20 protein-coding genes are annotated in these 16444 nt (G+C 76.4%); 11 read left to right on the forward strand and 9 right to left on the reverse strand.

Going from position 1 to position 16444, the window contains the following annotated elements; translation table 11 throughout:
- Positions 1–50: 50 nt before the first annotated feature.
- Positions 51–476 (reverse strand): winged helix-turn-helix transcriptional regulator, encoded by a 426-nt coding sequence (locus tag ACYVO2_RS19835; protein ID WP_461009225.1) that lies wholly within the window; start codon positions 474–476, stop codon positions 51–53.
- Positions 477–600: 124 nt separating this feature from the next.
- On the opposite strand from ACYVO2_RS19835, the gene ACYVO2_RS19840 reads away from it, so the two are divergent.
- From ACYVO2_RS19840 to ACYVO2_RS19855, 4 genes are all read left to right on the forward strand, one after another.
- Positions 601–1254, forward strand: a complete 654-nt coding sequence (locus tag ACYVO2_RS19840; RefSeq protein WP_461009226.1) for an FMN-dependent NADH-azoreductase — start codon at positions 601–603, stop codon at positions 1252–1254.
- Positions 1255–1343: 89 nt separating this feature from the next.
- Positions 1344–1517: a hypothetical protein gene (locus tag ACYVO2_RS19845; RefSeq protein ID WP_461009227.1), complete on the forward strand. Its 174-nt coding sequence runs from the start codon at positions 1344–1346 to the stop codon at positions 1515–1517.
- Positions 1514–2173, forward strand: a complete 660-nt coding sequence (locus tag ACYVO2_RS19850; protein WP_461009228.1) for a DsbA family oxidoreductase — start codon at positions 1514–1516, stop codon at positions 2171–2173. The genes ACYVO2_RS19845 and ACYVO2_RS19850 overlap by 4 nt, the downstream gene beginning before the upstream one ends.
- A gap of 240 nt (positions 2174–2413) precedes the next feature.
- Positions 2414–3433, forward strand: coding sequence for an AraC-like ligand-binding domain-containing protein (locus ACYVO2_RS19855; protein WP_461009229.1), 1020 nt, complete (start codon positions 2414–2416; stop codon positions 3431–3433).
- Here the strand turns inward: ACYVO2_RS19855 and ACYVO2_RS19860 are convergent.
- On the reverse strand, positions 3412–3894 hold the full coding sequence (locus ACYVO2_RS19860) for an RICIN domain-containing protein (protein WP_461009230.1): 483 nt from the start codon (positions 3892–3894) through the stop codon (positions 3412–3414). The two genes, ACYVO2_RS19855 and ACYVO2_RS19860, sit on opposite strands and share 22 nt — an antisense overlap.
- 190 nt (positions 3895–4084) lie before the next feature.
- Positions 4085–4996 carry a LysR family transcriptional regulator gene (locus tag ACYVO2_RS19865; protein WP_461009231.1) on the reverse strand — a complete coding sequence of 304 codons (912 nt, stop codon included), beginning with the start codon at positions 4994–4996 and terminating at the stop codon, positions 4085–4087.
- 71 nt (positions 4997–5067) lie between these two features.
- Between ACYVO2_RS19865 and ACYVO2_RS19870 the strand changes: the two genes are divergently transcribed.
- Positions 5068–6042 (forward strand): NAD-dependent epimerase/dehydratase family protein, encoded by a 975-nt coding sequence (locus tag ACYVO2_RS19870; RefSeq protein ID WP_461009232.1) that lies wholly within the window; start codon positions 5068–5070, stop codon positions 6040–6042.
- Positions 6043–6047: 5 nt separating this feature from the next.
- The gene (locus ACYVO2_RS19875) at positions 6048–6920 is read left to right on the forward strand and encodes an aldo/keto reductase (protein ID WP_461009233.1); all 873 of its coding nucleotides are present in this window, start codon (positions 6048–6050) and stop codon (positions 6918–6920) included.
- A 30-nt stretch (positions 6921–6950) separates the two neighbouring features.
- On the opposite strand, the gene ACYVO2_RS19880 is transcribed toward ACYVO2_RS19875, so the two are convergent.
- Positions 6951–7559, reverse strand: a complete 609-nt coding sequence (locus ACYVO2_RS19880) for a TetR/AcrR family transcriptional regulator (RefSeq protein ID WP_461009234.1) — start codon at positions 7557–7559, stop codon at positions 6951–6953.
- An 86-nt stretch (positions 7560–7645) separates the two neighbouring features.
- Here ACYVO2_RS19880 and ACYVO2_RS19885 point away from each other — a divergent pair, with 86 nt between their 5' ends.
- Positions 7646–8737, forward strand: coding sequence for a Gfo/Idh/MocA family protein (locus tag ACYVO2_RS19885; RefSeq protein WP_461009235.1), 1092 nt, complete (start codon positions 7646–7648; stop codon positions 8735–8737).
- 72 nt (positions 8738–8809) lie between these two features.
- On the opposite strand, the gene ACYVO2_RS19890 is transcribed toward ACYVO2_RS19885, so the two are convergent.
- A complete protein-coding gene (locus ACYVO2_RS19890; protein ID WP_461009236.1) occupies positions 8810–9706 on the reverse strand; it encodes a class I SAM-dependent methyltransferase in 897 nt (298 codons plus the stop codon).
- 103 nt (positions 9707–9809) lie between these two features.
- Complete coding sequence (locus ACYVO2_RS19895; RefSeq protein WP_461009237.1) at positions 9810–10331, reverse strand: phosphatase domain-containing protein; 522 nt, start codon at positions 10329–10331, stop codon at positions 9810–9812.
- Between the two features lie 138 nt (positions 10332–10469).
- Between ACYVO2_RS19895 and ACYVO2_RS19900 the strand changes: the two genes are divergently transcribed.
- On the forward strand, positions 10470–11207 hold the full coding sequence (locus ACYVO2_RS19900; RefSeq protein WP_461009238.1) for a phosphotransferase enzyme family protein: 738 nt from the start codon (positions 10470–10472) through the stop codon (positions 11205–11207).
- A gap of 12 nt (positions 11208–11219) precedes the next feature.
- Here ACYVO2_RS19900 and ACYVO2_RS19905 read toward each other — a convergent pair whose 3' ends face one another.
- Positions 11220–12842 (reverse strand): ABC-F family ATP-binding cassette domain-containing protein, encoded by a 1623-nt coding sequence (locus ACYVO2_RS19905; protein ID WP_461009239.1) that lies wholly within the window; start codon positions 12840–12842, stop codon positions 11220–11222.
- A gap of 357 nt (positions 12843–13199) precedes the next feature.
- Here ACYVO2_RS19905 and ACYVO2_RS19910 point away from each other — a divergent pair, with 357 nt between their 5' ends.
- Positions 13200–13706, forward strand: a complete 507-nt coding sequence (locus ACYVO2_RS19910; protein WP_461009240.1) for a mycothiol transferase — start codon at positions 13200–13202, stop codon at positions 13704–13706.
- Between the two features lie 35 nt (positions 13707–13741).
- Here the strand turns inward: ACYVO2_RS19910 and ACYVO2_RS19915 are convergent, their stop codons facing one another.
- Both ACYVO2_RS19915 and ACYVO2_RS19920 read right to left on the reverse strand, forming a co-directional pair.
- Positions 13742–14125, reverse strand: coding sequence for a fic family toxin-antitoxin system, toxin component (locus ACYVO2_RS19915; protein ID WP_461009241.1), 384 nt, complete (start codon positions 14123–14125; stop codon positions 13742–13744).
- Entirely contained in the window at positions 14122–14418 is a 297-nt protein-coding gene (locus ACYVO2_RS19920; RefSeq protein WP_461009242.1) for a type II toxin -antitoxin system TacA 1-like antitoxin, read from the reverse strand. The genes ACYVO2_RS19915 and ACYVO2_RS19920 overlap by 4 nt, the downstream gene beginning before the upstream one ends.
- A 191-nt stretch (positions 14419–14609) precedes the next feature.
- On the opposite strand from ACYVO2_RS19920, the gene ACYVO2_RS19925 reads away from it, so the two are divergent.
- The gene (locus tag ACYVO2_RS19925) at positions 14610–15281 is read left to right on the forward strand and encodes a hypothetical protein (protein ID WP_461009243.1); all 672 of its coding nucleotides are present in this window, start codon (positions 14610–14612) and stop codon (positions 15279–15281) included.
- 231 nt (positions 15282–15512) lie between these two features.
- The coding region (locus ACYVO2_RS19930; RefSeq protein ID WP_461009244.1) for an AfsR/SARP family transcriptional regulator at positions 15513–16444 on the forward strand (932 nt) is incomplete at its 3' end.

The raw sequence follows: 16444 nt of genomic DNA on the forward strand, positions 1-16444 counted from the left end.
GCAACCATATGAGTGAGCGGGTGGCGGGGCCCGGCCCGTGGCGGACGGGGCTACCGCGCGGAGCCGGGGCCCGAAGGCGTTCCGGTCTCCTGCCGCGCGGACCGGGCGGTCGTCCGCTTGGGGCAGGGGCCCAGGTCGCGCTCCGCCTCCGGGAGGTGTTTCTCCGCCCAGAGGGCCAGTTCCCCGAGGGCCGGTTCGAGGGCCGCGCCCGCCTCGGTCAGCCGGTAGGAGACCCGCAGCGGCGGCCCCTCGTCCACCTCGCGCAGGACGAGCCTCGCCGCGGCCAGCTCGGTCAGCCGGTCCGAGAGCATGCGCTCGCTGATGCCGGGGATGGCGCGGCGCAGCTCGGCGAAGTGGACCGGGCGCTCCAGCAGCACCGCCACGATCAGGCCCGTCCAGCGCTTGCCGAGGAGCGCGAAGACACGGGTGATGGCGCCGTCGACCGTCTTGCAGGGCTCTGTGGCCGGTTCCCTCATGCCCACGAGTGTACTATCGCCCTCATAGCAGGTGCAGAATAGTAAGCACCTATGCTATTAGTAGGTACACACGAATGGTGGACCACTCCGCCGCTCGTTCCCCTTCACCTCCTGGAGACCTCCCATGGCAACGCTGCTGCACCTCGACTCCTCCCTGTGGCCCGAGTCCGCCTCCTCCTCCCGTTCGGTCACCGCCTTGTTCCGCCGGGCATGGGAGGAGCAGCACCCCGAGGGCACCGTCATCCGCCGCGATCTCGCCGCCGACCCGGTGCCGCACCTGGACGCCCTCACCGCGTCCGCCGGCTTCGCCGACCCCGCCGACCACACCCCTGAGCAGGCGGCGGCCTTCGCCGCGCGGCTGAAGCTGATCGAGGAGCTGGAGAGCGCGGACGCGGTGCTCATCGGCGCCCCGATGTTCAACTTCACGATCCCGTCCACCCTGAAGACCTGGCTCGACCAGGTGATACTCGTGGGCCGCACGGCCGCCGTGGAGGAGTCCCCGGTCAAGGGCACCCCGGTGTACGTGGTGGCCAGCCGCGGTGGCTCCTACGCCCCCGGCACCCCGCGCGAGGGCTTCGAGTACGTGCAGAACTACCTGAAGGCCGTGCTCGGCGACATGCTGGGCATGGAGGTGGACTTCATCGTTCCCGAGCTGACCCTGGCCCACTCCAACCCGGCCATGGCCGAGCTGATCCCGCTCGCCGAGGCGTCGAAGGCCAAGGCGCACGAGGAGGCGGTCAGCAAGGGCAAGGCCGCCGCCCGCAACGCCGCCGTCTGACCCCGGCGGCACCACCCGGCGGCACCGCCCGGCGCCCCCGGCCGCGCCCGGCACGGACGGCGCACCACGACACGACGATGGGAATGACCATGCCTGCCCTCTCTCCGCACGACGGCGCGGCGGCACCCGCCGCCGGGCCCGCTCCCGGCGGACCGGACACGCCCTCCGAGGAGCGCGCCGCCGCGGAAGCCGCTCCCCCGGCCCTCACCGACCTGGGCTCGGGCGCCGCCCTCGACTGCGCGGACGGGATGTGCGCCCGGTGAGCACGCTGCGCGTCGACATCTGGTCCGACATCGTCTGCCCGTGGTGCTACATCGGCAAGCGGCGCCTGGAGTCGGCGCTGTCCCGGTTCGAGCACGCCGGCGAGGTCGAGGTGCACTGGCACAGCTTCCAGCTCGACCCCTCCCACCCCAGGGGCCTGCGCCGGCCCGCCGTGGAGACGCTGGCGCGGAAGACGGGGGCGCCGCCCGCCCAGGTGCGGGCGATGATGGGGCACGTCAGCGGCCTCGCCGCCGACGAGGGCCTGACGTACGACCTGGAGGGGGCCGTCTCGGTCAACACCTTCGACGCCCACCGCCTGGGCCACCTGGCGGCGCGGCACGGGCTGGGCGACCGGATGCACGAGCGGCTGCTGCGCGCCCACCTGGTCGAGCGCGAGGTCGTCGACGAACCGGACACCCTGGTGCGGCTCGCCGCCGAGGTGGGCGTCCCCGAGGACGAGGCCCGGCGGGTGCTGGACGGCGACGAGTACGCGGACGCCGTGGCGGCGGACATCGACGAGGCGCGCCGCCTCGGCGCCACCGGCGTGCCCTTCTTCGTGCTCAACCGCGCGTTCGGCGTCTCCGGCGCCCAGCCCGCGGACACCTTCCTCTCCGCCCTGCGCACCGCCCACGCGTCGCCCGCCCCGGCGAACCCCTGAGCCGCGCCGCCCGGTCCGGCGCCCCCGGGCCCGGCCGGGTGAAGCGGAGGGGTCCTCCCGGGCAACGCGAAGTGGCGGAGGACCGAACTTCCCTTCGGTCCGGCCGGTGGTCCCACGGGCCCGGTTAGCGGCCGGATCCGACCGGGTACGCCCTGCGGCGCCGCACAACGGGGACGTGGTGGCACCGCCCGACCGGCGGGGCGACCGCGGTGGCAGCCGGAGGGAACAGTGATCGGGACCGTGTTTCGCAGCGAGGACTTCCCACCCGGGGAGCGGCTGGCCCGCTTCGACGGGTTCCAGGCCGGGTGCGCCCACCCGATGCGGGTGCTCGGCGCGGCCCCGGGAGGCTTCCGCGCCACCGCACGGGTGCTGGTCCTGGCGGACGTGCACGTCATGGGGCTGACGTGTTCGCCGGCCGAGCTGTGGTGCGCCCCCGGGCCCGGCGCTCCCCGGGCGGCCGGGGCGGCTCGCCCGGAGCCGTCGTGCTCCGTCGTGCTCGCCCTGCGCGGAGAGCTGGGCGTGAGCCAGGCCGGCCGGGAGACGGTGCTGGGCGCGCACGACTTCGCGGTGTGCGACGGGTCGCGGCCCTTCCGCGTGCGGCTCGCCGCCCGGCACGGGACGGCCGCGCTGGTGCGGGCGCAGGTGCCCCGGGCGCTGCTGCCGCTGCCCGGCGGCGGCACCGGGCGGCTGCTGGGCCGGCGCCTGTCCGGGCGGGAGGGCGTGGGCGCCCTGCTCGCCCAGTTCCTCGGGAGCCTGGTCAGCGGCTCCGCCTCCTACCGGCCCGCCGACGCCCCCCGGTTGGGCGTGGTGGCCCTGGAGCTGCTGACCGCGGCGCTCGCCCACCAGCTCGACGCGGGCCCCCGGGTGCCGGAGGACTCCCGCCGGCGGGTCCTGCGCCTGCGCGTCCGGGCGTTCATCCAGCGGCATCTGGGCGACCCGGAGCTCAACCCCCGCACGATCGCGGCGGCGCACCACATCTCCCTCAGCTATCTGCACCGCATCTTCGAGGGCGAGGACGACACGGTCGCGGCGTCCATCCGCCGCCAGCGCCTGGAGCGCGCCCGCCGCGACCTGTCCGACCCCGCCCAGCGCGCCGTCCCCGTCCACGCCATCGCCGCCCGATGGGGGTTCCCGCGCGCCACCGACTTCAGCCGCGCCTTCCGCACCGCCTACGGCGTGCCGCCCACCGCCTACCGGCACGGCGCCCACGCCCTGGTGGACGCCGTGTCCGGAACCGGTCAGAAGCCCCACCAGTTGTAGTAGGAGTCGGCCTCGCTGCGGCCCCTGGTGGCGTAGACGGCGTCCTTGGTGTCGCTCGTCCGCAGGAGTGAGTCGTCGCCGTCGCCGAGCAGGCCCTGGAGGGTGTAGGTGTCGGCGAAGTACCACCACTTCTGCCCCAGCGCGGAGCTGTCGCAGGCGCTGGTCCACACCGCGTTGACCGACGTCTTGTTGTCGGTCATCAGGCAGCGGCCGGTCGCCCGGTTCCTGAGCTGCTTGAAACCGGCGTCGCCGACCCAGTCCCACTGCTGGTAGTGGCTGTCCAGGTTGCAGGTCGTGGCGAACGCCGACCCGCTCTGACCGGCCGTCAGGCAGGTCTCGAAGCGGTGGTTCTGGAACGTCCAGTAGGTGGGCGCCGCCTGCGCCGATGCCGGGAACAGCGCGCCGGTGCCGGCGACGAGCGCGCCGATCATCGCGGCGGTGGCGAGACGTGGTTTCCTCACGGACAACCTCTTTCGGTATGGACGGAGATCGGCGGGGGCGCACGGCCCTCGGACCCGCCGTCGTTGCCGCACCAGGATGCCCAGCCGAAATCCGGGTGTCGTGAGTCGTCGGTCCACGCCTTGTGTGCAACGCGTCCACTGCTGTGGCGGGTGTGCCGTCAGTGCGGGGCGGAACGGCGCCCGGCGCCGGTCACCCGCCGGGCAGCGACCGCGCCTCCTCCCGCAGCCACTCCGCCAGGGTCCGGACCAGCGGGTGGCCGTGCCGCTGCCTGCCGGTGGCGACGCCGATCCAGCGGGCGGGGCGGGGCGGGTTCAGCGGGACGACGGCCAGGCCGGGGGTGTGCGGCGCCAGGCAGATGCGGGGCACCAGGCTGACGCCGAGGCCCGCCGCGGTGAGGGCCTGGGCCAGGTGGTAGTCGGTGGTGGAGCCGCTGACCTTCAGGTCGAACCCGGCCGCGGCGGCGTAGTCGCGCAGGAACGCCTCCGTCTTCGAGCAGCCGATCACCCACGGCTGCCCGGCCAGCTCGGTCAGGTCGACGGACGCCCGGGCCGCCAGCGGGTGGGCGGCGGGCATCGCCACGGACAGCGGGTCCTCGGCCAGCGGGGTCCACCTCAGCCCCGTACGGTCCCCGGGCAGCACGGGCAGCGGCCCGTCGAAGTGGTAGGCGACGGCCAGGTCCGCCTCGCCCCGCCGGACCATGGGCAGGCTGTCCTCGGGCTCCCGCTCCACCACGTTCACCTCCACCCGCGGATGGGCGGCGACGAACCGGGTGAGCGCGCCGGGCAGCAGGACGCGGCCGCCGCTGGTGAACGTGGCGACGGTCAGCCGCCCCCGGCCCGTGGTCAGTTCGTCGATCCGCTCCCGGGCGTGCCGCAGCTCGGCCGCGATCGTCTCGGCCGTCTCCACGAGCAGCCGCCCCGGTTCGGTGAGGGCCACGCCGCGGGTGCTGCGGGTGACGACGCGGGTGCCGAGCTGCCGTTCCAGCGCGGCGATCTGCTGCGAGACGGCGGACGGCGTGAGCAGCATCGCGGCCGCGGCGCGGTTGAAGCTGCCGTGCGCGGCCACCTCCCGCAGCACCCGCAGCCGATGGGCGTCGATCAACAGTTTTCCTTAATACGAGGGCGGAAGGTCGGCACTACTGCTGTGGACGCTACACGGCCAGGCTGGTCCCCATGCAACAGATCTGCGTCATCGGTGGCAGCCGCTACTTCGGCCGCCACCTGATCCACCTGCTCCGGGCCGCGGGAGCCCGCGTCACCGTGGTCAACCGGGGTTCGGCGCCGCCGCCGCCCGGGACCGACCACGTCGTCGCCGACCGGGACGACGAGGAGGCCCTCCGGCGCGCCCTGGGGGCCAGGACCTTCGACGCCGTCGTCGACCAGGTCTGCTACACCCCCCTCCAGGCGGCCGTCGCCCGCCGGGTCTTCGCCGGCCGCGCCGCCCGCTACGTGATGACGTCCACCATGGAGGTGTACGACCCGGCCACCTTCCCGTCCCCGCGGCCCCCGGCCGCCGCCCCGGTCCTGGAGAGCGCCGTGGACCCGGCCCGCTGGGCGGTGCGGTGGGACCTGCCGTGGCGGTCCCCGGCCGCGCTGACCGGCCTGCTCGGCGAGGCCGCGGCGTACGCGGAGGGCAAGCGCCAGGCGGAGGCGGTGTTCTCCCGCGACCCGGTGTTCCCGTTCGCCGCCGTGCGCAGCGCCCATGTCCTCGGCGGCGGCCCCCGGGACTTCACGGGCCGGTTGCGCCACTACGTGGAGCGGGTGCGGGCCGGCCGCCCGGTCGCCGTGCACCGCGACCCGGCCCCCACCTCGTTCGTGCACCACGAGGAGATCGCCGCGTTCCTGCGCTGGGCGGCCACGCGGCCCGACGCCGTCACCGGTCCGGTCAACGCCGCCTCCCACGGCTCCCTCACCGTGACGGACCTGTGCGACGCGGTCGCGGCCGCCACGGCCTCGGCGTCCCCCGTGTACCGGATCGCGCCCGAGGGGGAGCCGGCCTCCCCGTTCTCCTTCGACCGCCCCTACGCCATGAGCAACGCCCGCGCCGCCGCGCTCGGCTTCCCCTTCACGGCGGTCACCGACTGGCTGCCGCGCGCGGTCGCCGAATCCGCCGTCGAATCCCCCGCCGACCTCGCGACGAAAGCCTGAACGACATGCTCACCCGCCGTATCGGAACCACCCTCGTCAGCGCCGTCGGCCTCGGCGCCATGCCGCTGTCCATCGAGGGCCGCCCCGACCGCGCCCGCGCGACCGCCACCGTCCACGCCGCCCTGGACGCGGGCATCACCCTGATCGACACGGCCGACTCCTACCACTGGCACGCGGACGAGCGCGGGCACAACGAGGAGCTGATCGCCCACGCCCTCGCCACCTGGCCCGGCGACTCCTCGGGCGTCCTGGTCGCCACGAAGGGCGGACGCACCCGCCCGGGTGACGGCAGTTGGACGGTGAACGGCGGCCCCGGCCACATCCGGCGCGCCTGCGAGGGCTCCCTGCGGCGCCTGGGCGTGGACGCGATCGGCCTGTACCAGCTCCACAAGCCCGACCCCGACGTGCCCTGGTCGGACTCGGTGGGCGCGCTGCGGGACCTCCTCGACGCGGGCCTCGTCCGCGCGGCGGGCATCTCCAACGTCACCTGCGAACAGATCCTCGAAGCCCGCGCCGTCCTCGGGGAGTCCCTGGTGTCGGTCCAGAACCGCTACTCGCCCCGGCACCGCGACAGCCTCCCCGAGCTGCGCCTGTGCGACCGGCTCGGCATCGCCTTCCTCCCGTGGAGCCCGCTGGGCGGTATCGCCCGCAGCGCCCTGGACGGCCCCGGCCGCACCCCGCACCCGACCCCGTTCCACGCCGTGGCCCAGGAGCGCGGCGCCACCCCGCAGGAGGTCTGCCTGGCCTGGCACCTGTCCCACTCCGCGCACGTCGTCCCCATCCCGGGTGCCACCCGCCCGGAATCGGTCCGCTCGTCGGCGCGGGCGGCGGCCCTGACGCTGACGCCGCGGGAGCTGGCGCGGCTGGACGCCGCCTGACGGGGCGCCGGCCGCGGCCCCCGCGGCGTCTCAGTCCTCGCCGAGGAGGTTGCGCAGCGCCAGCTCCGCCACCCGCCGCAGTTCGTCACGGCCGCGGCCGGCGGCCGCCTGGACGGCGATGCCGTCGGTGACGGTGTGCACGAGCGCGGCCAGCACCGCCGGGTCGCAGCCCGGCGGGAGGTCGGTCGCCCGCTCCAGGCGCCTGCGCAGCGCCGCCTCGCCGGCCTTGCGGCAGGCGACCGCCTCCTCGCGCACGCGCGCGGAGTCGGGCCCGCAGGCGTGGACGCTGTTGACGGTCAGGCAGCCGCGGGGGGTGCCGTCCCCGGCGGTCAGCTCGACGCTGCCGAGGACGATCCGCCCGACGACCTCGCGCGCGGTCGGGGCGTCGAGCGCGGCGGCGGCGTAGGCGCCGGGGCCGTGCAGGTAGCGGGCGAGCACCTTGCCGAACAGCTCCTCCTTGTTGCCGAAGGCGGCGTACAGGCTGGGCTTGTTGATGCCCATCGCGGCGATCAGCTCGCTCAGCGACGTGCCCTCGTAGCCCTGCCGCCAGAAGATCTCCAGGGCGCGGTCGAGGGCGGCGTCGGTGTCGAACGAGCGCGGGCGGCCTCCTGGCACATCGCTCCCCTCGGTCAGTTCCATACCTGTCGGTACATTACCTCTTGCCCCGGAGGCTCCGCCGCACTAGTTTCATACCGTCCGGTACACAACTTGGAGAGGCGGGCGGCGTGATCAGAGTCGGAGTCCTGGGGGCGAGCGGCTGGGCGGCGCACTCCCATCTGCCCGCTCTCGCGGGGTTGCCCGAGTTCGAGGTCACCGCGGTGGCCACCAGGAACCGGGCCGGCGCCGAACGGGTCGCCGCCGCCCACGGGGTCAGGCACGCGCTCGTCGGCGCCGGGGCGCTGGCCGCGCACCCCGACGTGGACCTGGTCGTGGTGTCGGTGAAGGTGCCGGACCACGCGGAGGCCGTCCACGCCGCGCTGGACGCGGGCAAGCACGTGGTCTCGGAGTGGCCGCTCGGCGTGGACGCCGCCGAGGCCGGGGAGCTGGCCGAGGCCGCGGAACGCGCGGGGGTGCGCCACGCGGTCGTCCTCCAGGGCGTCCACTCCCCCGACGCCCGGTTCGTCGCCGACCTGATCGCCGACGGACGGATCGGGGCGCTGGAGTCCGTGGTCATGGTCGCGGACGGCGACCCGTTCGGAGGCGCCACCATCCCGCCGGGCCTGGCCTGGACGCTCGACCCGGCCCGGGGCGCGTCCGTGCTGAGCATCATGGCCGGGCACTTCCTGGCCACCCTGGACCGGATCACCGGCCCGCTGACCGAGGTCTCGGCGCGCCTGCACCGGACGCACGACCGGGTGCTGCTCGACGGCACCGGGGACACCGCGGCCAACGGCACCCCCGGCCAGGTGCTGCTGCACGGCGTCCTGGCGAGCGGCGCCACGGCGACGGTGGCGGTCCTCGGCGGCGACCGGCCGGAGCGCGTCGGCTTCCGGCTGACGTTCGCAGGCGAGCGCGGCACGCTGACCGCCACCCCGGTCCGGCCGGGCATGTACATGCACTGGACCGACTGGGACGTGCGGATCGACGGCGAGCCCGTGCCCGTGCCGGACCGCCGCCGCCACCTGCCGGCGGGGATCCCGGAGGGCCCGGCGCTGCGCATCGCCGCGCTGTACTGGGAGGTCGCCCGCGCGATCACCGAACAGCGCCCGGCGCACCCCGACTTCACCGAGGCCCTGCGCCACCACCGGCTCCTCGCCGCCGTCGAGCGCTCCGCGGCCCGCCGCGCGCCCGAGGCCGTCGGCACCGAGCGCGGCTGACCGCGCGGCACCCGGACGGGGCGCCGCCGCCGCGGGCTCCCCGCCGGACTGCCGCCGGGCGGGGGCGCGGTGTCACGGGCCGGCGAGTTCGTACTGCCAGATGAGCATCCTCGGCACGCCGTCGTTCGCCGCTGCCGCCGCCTCGGGCACCAGGTCGGCCAGGCCCCACGGCCACACCTCCCACGGCCCGAGCTCCGTCAGCGGCGCCCTCGGCGGGTTCGGCGGCCGGTCGCCGACCGGGGTCAAGGGCTCCTCGCAGCGCCGCAGCCGGAACCCCGCCGCGAGCGCGGCGCGCAGGTGGTCCCCGGTCGAGTGGCGGTGGCTCGCCGGCCGTCCGGGTTGCCCGTCCGGCCGGCGCAGGGGCGGAATCGCGCCCCGCGCCACCCACTCGGGGTGGATGTCGGCGGTCAGCAGGTGCCCGCCCGGGCGCAGCACCCTGGCGAACTCCGCCATCACCGGGCGCAGGTCGGGGAGGTGCGTCAGGGACAGGGAGCACACGACCAGGTCGACGGCGTCGTCGTCCACGGGCAGCCGGCGCAGGTCGCCCCGGCGGAAGTCGCCGTCCGGCACCCGCTCGACGGCCCGCGCCAGCATGTCGGGCGAGCTGTCCACGCCGACGATCCGGTGGCCGTGCTCCGCCAGCAGGGCCGAGATCCGGCCGGTGCCGCACGCGGCGTCCAGGGCCACGCCCGGGGGCAGCGCGGCGGCGAGCTCCGCGACGAGGGGCTCGTCGTAGGCGAACGCCGAGTTGGGGCCGTCGTACGTGGCGGACCAGATCCGGTAGCCCTCGACCGTGTCCAGGCGGGCGACCTCCACGGCCGCGTCAGCCAGCGACGCGTCGTCGAGCAGCCCGCGGACCTCGGCGAGGCGCGCCTCGACGAACTCGCGGTCGAACTCCCCGGTGAACGACCGCAGCAGGGCGAGCCCTTCGAGGCCGATCAGGTATGCCAGCGGACTCTCGTGGATCACGGCGCGAGGCTAACGGCGCGCGTTCCCGGTCGCCACCGATATAGCCGCCGCGCACCCGGCCGGGCCGCGGCGCCCGGAGAACGGCGGGGTTGCCGCCGCGGCGTCAGGTGCGGCCCTCGCGCTCCTGCGCGGTGCGCAGGACGGGGGCGCTCTCCGCCCAGGTGGCGCGGAGCACGGTGAACCCGGCCGCCTCGTACGCGTCGCAGACCTGGGGGTCGTCGTCGACGACGAGCGAGACGGGGCGGTCCCGGGCGAGCCGCAGCAGCAGCGCCGGCTTGGCCACCCGCGCCGGGCGGCGGTCGCGCGGGCCGCGCATCAGCAGCGGGCCCGGCGGCAGGCCGTGGCGGGCCAGCCAGTCGAGCGTGTCGGCGCGGCAGCGCTCCGGACGTCCGGTCACATAGGCGATGTCGCCGGTGGCGGCGTGGGACAGCGCGAGGGCGACGCCCTCCGCGAGCGGCGGGTCCTCGGGCGCGGCGGCGAAGAACGCGTCCCAGTCCCGGGGGCGCCGCTCCAGGAAGTGCAGCCGCCCGCGCACGTCGGCGAGCGTGCCGTCCAGGTCGAAGACGGCCCACGGGCGGGCGGGGGCGGACGGCCGGGGGCCCGGCCCGGTGCGGGAGGAGGACATCGCGGCTTCCCTTCGCCCTGGGCGGCCCGCCGCTGCGGGCCGCGGTCTCCACGTCCACGCCTACCACACCGCGCCGGCGCCCCCGCGGCGGGCGGCGCCGAGTGGCGTTCCCGGTCCCGGCCTGGCAGCATTCCGCGGATGCTGGAGGAGCTTCGCGCGTGGGGGGACGTCGGTGTCGTCGGGCCGCTCGGCGGCGGCGCCCGCAACGAGGTGGTCGAGGTCTGGCGCGGCGGCGAGCGGCTGGTGGCGCGGCGCAGCCGGCGCGCGGCCGCCGCGCTGGAGTGGGAGCTGGACCTGCTGGCGTTCCTCGGCCGCCACGGGTTCCGGGTGCCGGAGGTGGTGCCCGCCGCGGACGGCCGCAGGCATGTGGGCGGCGTGGTCGTGCAGCGGTGGCTGGAGGGCGTCCCGCCCCGGGACCGGGACTGGCCGGACGTGGCGGCGGAGCTGCGGCGGCTGCACGCGCTGACCCGGGGCCGGCCGCAGCGCCCGGGGTTCTGCTCGACACGGGAGCTGCTGCGCCGGGACCGCGGCGGGGACGTGGACCTCTCCGCGATGCCGGACGCCGCGGTGGACGCCTGCCGCCGGGCCTGGCGCGGCCTCGGCGGCGTGCCGACGGCGGTGGTGCACGGCGACCCGTGCGCCGGGAACGTCCGGGTGTCCGCGGCGGGGGTGGGGCTGCTGGACTGGGACGAGGCCCGGGTCGACCACGTGGACCTGGACCTCGCCGACCTGCCCTGCCCCGCCCTGCCGCCGCACCGGCTGGCCGCGGCGCGGGCCGCCGTGCACGCCTGGGAGGCAGCGAACGGGTGGCTGCTCGAACCGGAGTACGCCCGGCGGCGCCTGGCCATGCTCACCGCCCCGCCCGGCACCGGGTGACCGGCCGCCCCGTCACCGCTCCCGCAGGTGGCCCTCCCTCAGCTCGAGGCGGCGGGTCACGCCGATCTCCTCGAGGAACCGCTCGTCGTGGCTGACCACCACGAACGCGCCCTGGTAGGCGGTGAGCGCGCTCTCCAACTGGGCGACGCTCACCAGGTCGAGGTTGTTGGTCGGCTCGTCGAGCAGCAGCAACTGGGGCGCGGGCTCCGCGAACAGCACGCAGGCCAGGGTGGCGCGCAGCCGCTCGCCGCCGGAGAGCACTCCGGCCGGGAGGTGGGCGCGCACGCCGCGGAAGAGGAACCGGGCCAGCAGGTTCATCCGCTCCGGCTCGGGCATGCCGGGCGCGGACGCGGCCAGGTTCTCGGCCACGGTGCGGTCCGGGTCGAGCAGGTCCAGGCGCTGGGAGAGGTGGGCGACCCGGCCCGCGGCCCGCCGTGCGTGCCCGCCCTCCGGCTCCAGGTCACCGCTGACCAGGCGGAGCAGCGTGGACTTGCCGACGCCGTTGGGCCCGGTCAGCGCGATCCGCTCGGGCCCCCGGACCACCAGGTCGGCGCCCTGCCCGGCGAACAGGGCCCGTCCGCCGCGGGTGACCCGCATCCGCTCGCCGGAGAAGACCGTGCGCCCGGCCGGGACGTTGGTGCCGGGCAGGTCGAGCACGAGCCTGTCGTCGTCCCTCAGGGCCCGCTCCGCCTCGTCCAGCCTGGCCCTGGCCCCGTCGACGCGGCCGGCGTGCGTCTGGCCGGAGCGGCCCGCCGACTCCTGGGCGCTGCGCTTGAGGTGCCCGGCGACGATCTTCGGCAGACCGGCGTTCTTCACATTGCGGGCGGCGGTGCCCGCCCGGCGCTCGGCGCGCTCGCGGGCCTGCTGCATCTCCCGCTTCTCGCGCTTCAGCTCCTGCTCGGCGTGGCGCACGCCGCGCTCCGCGGCCTCCTGCTCGGCCCGGACCGCCGCCTGGTAGGCGGTGAAGTTGCCGCCGTACAGCCGCAGCCCGCCCCGTTCGAGTTCGGCGACGCGGTCGACGCGGTCCAGTAGCGCCCGGTCGTGGCTGACCACCAGCAGCGAGCCCTTCCAGTCGTCCAGGACGGCGTGCAGCCTGCGGCGCGCGTCCTGGTCGAGGTTGTTCGTCGGCTCGTCCAGCAGCAGCACGTCGGGCCGCCGCAGCAGTTGCCCGGCGAGCCCGAGCGCCACGACCTGGCCGCCGCTGAGGGTGTGCAGGCGCCGGTCCAGGGAGACGTCGCCGAGGCCGAGCCGGTCCAGTTGGGCGCGGGTGCGCTCCTCGATGTCCCAGTCGTCGCCGATCACGGCGAAGTGCTCCTCGGCGGTGTCCCCGGACTCGATGGCGTCCAGGGCCGCGACGACGGGCGCCACGCCCAGCACCTCGGCGACGGTCAGGCCGCCGGTGAAGGGCAGGCTCTGCGGCAGGTAGCCGAGCGTGCCACGCACCGTCACCGAACCGGCGGTGGGCCGGTGCTCACCGGCGATCAGCTTGAGCAGGGTGGACTTGCCCGCCCCGTTGGGCGCGACGAGCCCGGTGCGGCCGGGGCCGACGGCGAAGGACAGGTCCTGGAGGACAGGGGTGTCGTCGGGCCAGGAGAAGGACAGGTGGGAGCAGACGACGCAGGCGTCGATGGACATCGCGGAGAAGACCTCGGAATGAGGTGCGGGCGCGCTCGGCGGCCGCCCGGCACGGAACGGGCAAGGGGGGACGACAGGGCAGCAACGGCGCAGGCGCTTGGGCGCGCCCGCAGGTTGCCGGCCGGCTCCGGGTATCAGCCGGAGATCTCGTCGTCACCTGCCACGTTCTGTCTCCTTCGCTCGGGGATGAGACCCGCACAGTGTAGCACCGGTGGGCGTTCCCGGCCGGAAAGGCGGCCTCGCGCCGGGTGGGGAACCATGGAACGGGGGAACACGGGCGGGAGCGGGGTCGCGCGCGTGAGGGCGGCGTCCCCCGGTGAGGCGGCAGTGCAGCGACGCGGCAGTGAGGAGAGGGACGTGGACCACACCGACCTTCTGGCCGACGCCTTCGGGCGGGTGAAGGAGGCCGTGCACACGGCGGTGGAGGGGCTGGGCGCGGACGAGCTGGCCCACCGCGCCGACCGGGAGGCCAACTCGGTCGCCTGGCTGGTGTGGCACCTCACCCGGGTGCAGGACGACCACGTCGCCGACGCGGCGGGTGGCCCGCAACTGTGGACGTCGCAGGGCTGGTACGAGCGGTTCGGGCTGCCCCTGCCCGCCGAGGACACCGGGTACGGGCACGACAGCGGCCAGGTAGCGGCGGTGCGCGCGGACGCGGAGCTGCTGCTGGGCTACCACGACGCCGTGCACGAGCGGACGGTCGAGTTCGTGCGCGGCCTGGACGGGGCGGACCTGGACCGGGTGGTGGACGAGTCGTGGGACCCGCCGGTGACGCTGGGCGTGCGGCTGGTCAGCGTCGTCGACGACGACCTGGAGCACGCGGGGCAGGCGGCGTTCGTGCGCGGTCTGGCGGAGCGGCGGTAGCCCGGGGGCGGGGCGCCGCGGGACCGGCGCCCGGCTCAGGCCGTGGTCCAGGCGCGCAACTGCCGGGCGACGCGGGCGACGCCGAGGGTGCCGTTCGCCGTGTCCCTGACCAGGGCCACCGCCTCCTTAGGCGGGTAGTGGAGGGTGTGGCCGGCCAGGGAGAGGAACGCCTCGGCGCAGTGCCAGGCGTAGGCGTGGTTGGAGTGCTCCAGGCACGGCAGCCGGACCAGGGTCTGGAGCAGCGCGGCCGCCTTCAGGTGCGGGGAGCCGTAGATGTCCCGGTCCATGGCCCGGGCGTGGACGCGGGACACGGCGGCGTAGAGCACGCCGTAGTCGTCCACCTGCGGGTCGCCGGGGAGCAGCTCCGCGGCGTGCAGCAGGAACGACACGTCGAGGCGGGGCGGTTCCTGACGGCTCACGCGGCGTGGCCCCGCCCGTCGTCGCCGAGGTCGCGGCGGGCCTGCGCCTCGGCCGCGCGCTGCTCCGGAGCGGGGTCGCCCTCGCCCGCCTCGGCGGCGAACGCCTCGCCGCTGCGGGCCATGGAGGAGCGGAAGCCGTCGAGGAACGCCGCCTCCACGGCGATGGCGCGCTCGTAGGCGGCGGACAGGATGTACTCCTGCATGCTCACCCCCGCCGCCTTCGCGGCGGCCGCGATCGCCGCGCGCTGCTCCGGGTCGGGAAAGCGCAGGCTCATGGCTTTCGGCTCGTCCATGACACCGACGGTATCACTGATACCACCAGGTGCCCGGGGGACGGCGGGCGGGGCGGCCCCCGGGGGGCTGCCAGTGGATTGCCAGAGCCGTGCCGCAGGCTCGTCCCACGGCGGGGCGCCGAGGGGCGCCGGCGCCGTGACCGCGATCGTCGCGGCCGGCCGTGTGCCGGCCCTGTGGGGGGAGAGAAACCGTGGGTGTTCTTCGTGTGCCCGCCGTCCGTGCCGCCGTCGTCACCGCACTGGTGTCCGTGGCCGTGCTGAGCGGCTGCCAGGAGGAGGAAGGGCCGCCGCTGCCCGCCGACTCCTCCGGTGCCGCGAGCCCGTCCGCCACGCCGACGGACTCCACTCCGACGGAAGGCGCCGGGCCGTCGGACGGCGCCTCGCCCGCCGACGGGGCGCGGCGGGTGGTGGACGCCGCCACCGCGGGCGGCCTGGCCAAGGTCACCGGGCAGGACGGCGTGTCGGACCTGGTCATCGACCCGGGTGAGATGCGGGACGGCATGAACCTGGTGATGAACAACTACTCCGGCGCCGGCTTCGACGGCGCGGGCCGGTATGTGCTCGCGGTGGCGGTGGACCGGGTGCCCGAGGAGACCACCGAGCGCCGGGAGCACCTGTGGCGCGGGATGCTCGACCACATCCAGTGGGACGCCGCGCTCGGGCAGCCCACCGCGGAGCCGGTGGCCGACCCCGGGCCGCTCGGCGGGTCCGTGGAGTGCATGCTCGCCTCGCTCGCCGAGGACGGGAACGTGATCTGCGGCTGGGCCGACGAGGACACCGCGGGCGTGGCGCTGTTCCCCGACAGCGACCTGCCCGAGGCGTCCCGGCTGTTCGTCGCCATGCGCGGTGACCTGGAGCGCTGACCCGGAGCGGCGACCGCGCGGGACGACACCCCGGGCCGCGGGCGGGCGGCGGCGCTCCCCCGCCCGCGGCCGGCGCCGCCGTCACGAATCCGTGACGTGCGCCGCGGGCCAGCCACCGCAACCTTCCGCCGCCCGGCGACGTCGTGACGTGCGGGATCCGCAAGTCGCGGGGAGGGCGCGGCGCGCGCGGGCCGGGGGAGGTCCGCCGCGCCGCACGGGAGAGGCAGGCACGTGGTGGACGTCCGTATCGGTGTGCTCGGTCCGGTGACGGCCGTGGTCGGGGGCGGGGCCGTGCCGCTGGGCGGGCCCCGCCAGCGCGCCGTCCTCGCCGTGCTGGTGGCCGCGGGCGGGCGGGCGGTCACCCAGGACGCGCTGATCGCCGCGGCCTGGGACGGCGACGGCGCCGCCTCGTCCGCCACGCTGCACTCCTACATCGGGCGGCTGCGCAAGCTCCTCGAACCGGCCAGGGGGCCGCGGCAGCCCGCACGGGCGGTGACCCGGGTCGGCGGCGGCTACGCGCTGGGGCTCCCGGCCGGCGCCGTGGACGCCGACCGGTTCACCGCCCTGGCCGCGCGCGGCGGACGACTGCTGCGCGCCGGGGACCCCGCGGCCGCGGCCACCGTGCTGCACCGGGCGCTGGACCTGTGGCGGGGCCCGGCGTACGCGGACCTGGCCGACGCGGCGTTCGCCGCGCCCGAGCGGGCCCGCCTGGAGGCGCTGCGCCTGGCCGCCCGTCAGGACCTGTACACGGCGCAGCTCGCGCTCGGCGGGCACGCGGCGCTGGTGGGCGAGCTGGAGAAGCACACCGCGGAGCACCCCCTGGACGAGCGCGGCTGGGAGCTGCTGGCCCTGGCCCTGTACCGGTCGGGCCGCCAGGGGGACGCGCTCGGCGCGCTGCGCGCCGCGCGGCGCACGCTCGCCCGGGAGCTGGGCGCCGACCCCGGCCCCGGCCTGCGCCGCACCGAGGCGGCGCTGCTCGCCCACGACCCGTCCGCCGCCCCGCCCGCTCCCCCCGCCGCCCGCTGCCCGGCGGGGCGGGCCTCGCGGCCGGCCGCGGCGGGGGTCCGGCCCGGGCGCCGAAGACCGGTGTGCCGCACCCGCCCCGCGTCTGTCCCACGGCCTTCGCCGCGGCCCGCGGCCGGCGCGGCCGGCCCCGGCCGGGG

Source organism: Streptomyces capparidis, from assembly GCF_054782095.1.

Excerpts from the sequence above, each read along its gene's own strand:
- ACYVO2_RS19835 (WP_461009225.1), bottom strand. The coding sequence starts at position 476 with ATGAGGGAACCGGCCACAGAGCCCTGCAAGACGGTCGACGGCGCCATC.
- ACYVO2_RS19875 (WP_461009233.1), top strand. The coding sequence starts at position 6,048 with ATGCTCACCCGCCGTATCGGAACCACCCTCGTCAGCGCCGTCGGCCTC.
- ACYVO2_RS19895 (WP_461009237.1), bottom strand. The coding sequence starts at position 10,331 with ATGTCCTCCTCCCGCACCGGGCCGGGCCCCCGGCCGTCCGCCCCCGCC.
- ACYVO2_RS19905 (WP_461009239.1), bottom strand. The coding sequence starts at position 12,842 with ATGTCCATCGACGCCTGCGTCGTCTGCTCCCACCTGTCCTTCTCCTGG.
- ACYVO2_RS19845 (WP_461009227.1), top strand. The coding sequence starts at position 1,344 with ATGCCTGCCCTCTCTCCGCACGACGGCGCGGCGGCACCCGCCGCCGGG.
- ACYVO2_RS19880 (WP_461009234.1), bottom strand. The coding sequence starts at position 7,559 with ATGGAACTGACCGAGGGGAGCGATGTGCCAGGAGGCCGCCCGCGCTCG.
- ACYVO2_RS19920 (WP_461009242.1), bottom strand. The coding sequence starts at position 14,418 with ATGGACGAGCCGAAAGCCATGAGCCTGCGCTTTCCCGACCCGGAGCAG.
- ACYVO2_RS19870 (WP_461009232.1), top strand. The coding sequence starts at position 5,068 with ATGCAACAGATCTGCGTCATCGGTGGCAGCCGCTACTTCGGCCGCCAC.
- ACYVO2_RS19840 (WP_461009226.1), top strand. The coding sequence starts at position 601 with ATGGCAACGCTGCTGCACCTCGACTCCTCCCTGTGGCCCGAGTCCGCC.
- ACYVO2_RS19900 (WP_461009238.1), top strand. The coding sequence starts at position 10,470 with ATGCTGGAGGAGCTTCGCGCGTGGGGGGACGTCGGTGTCGTCGGGCCG.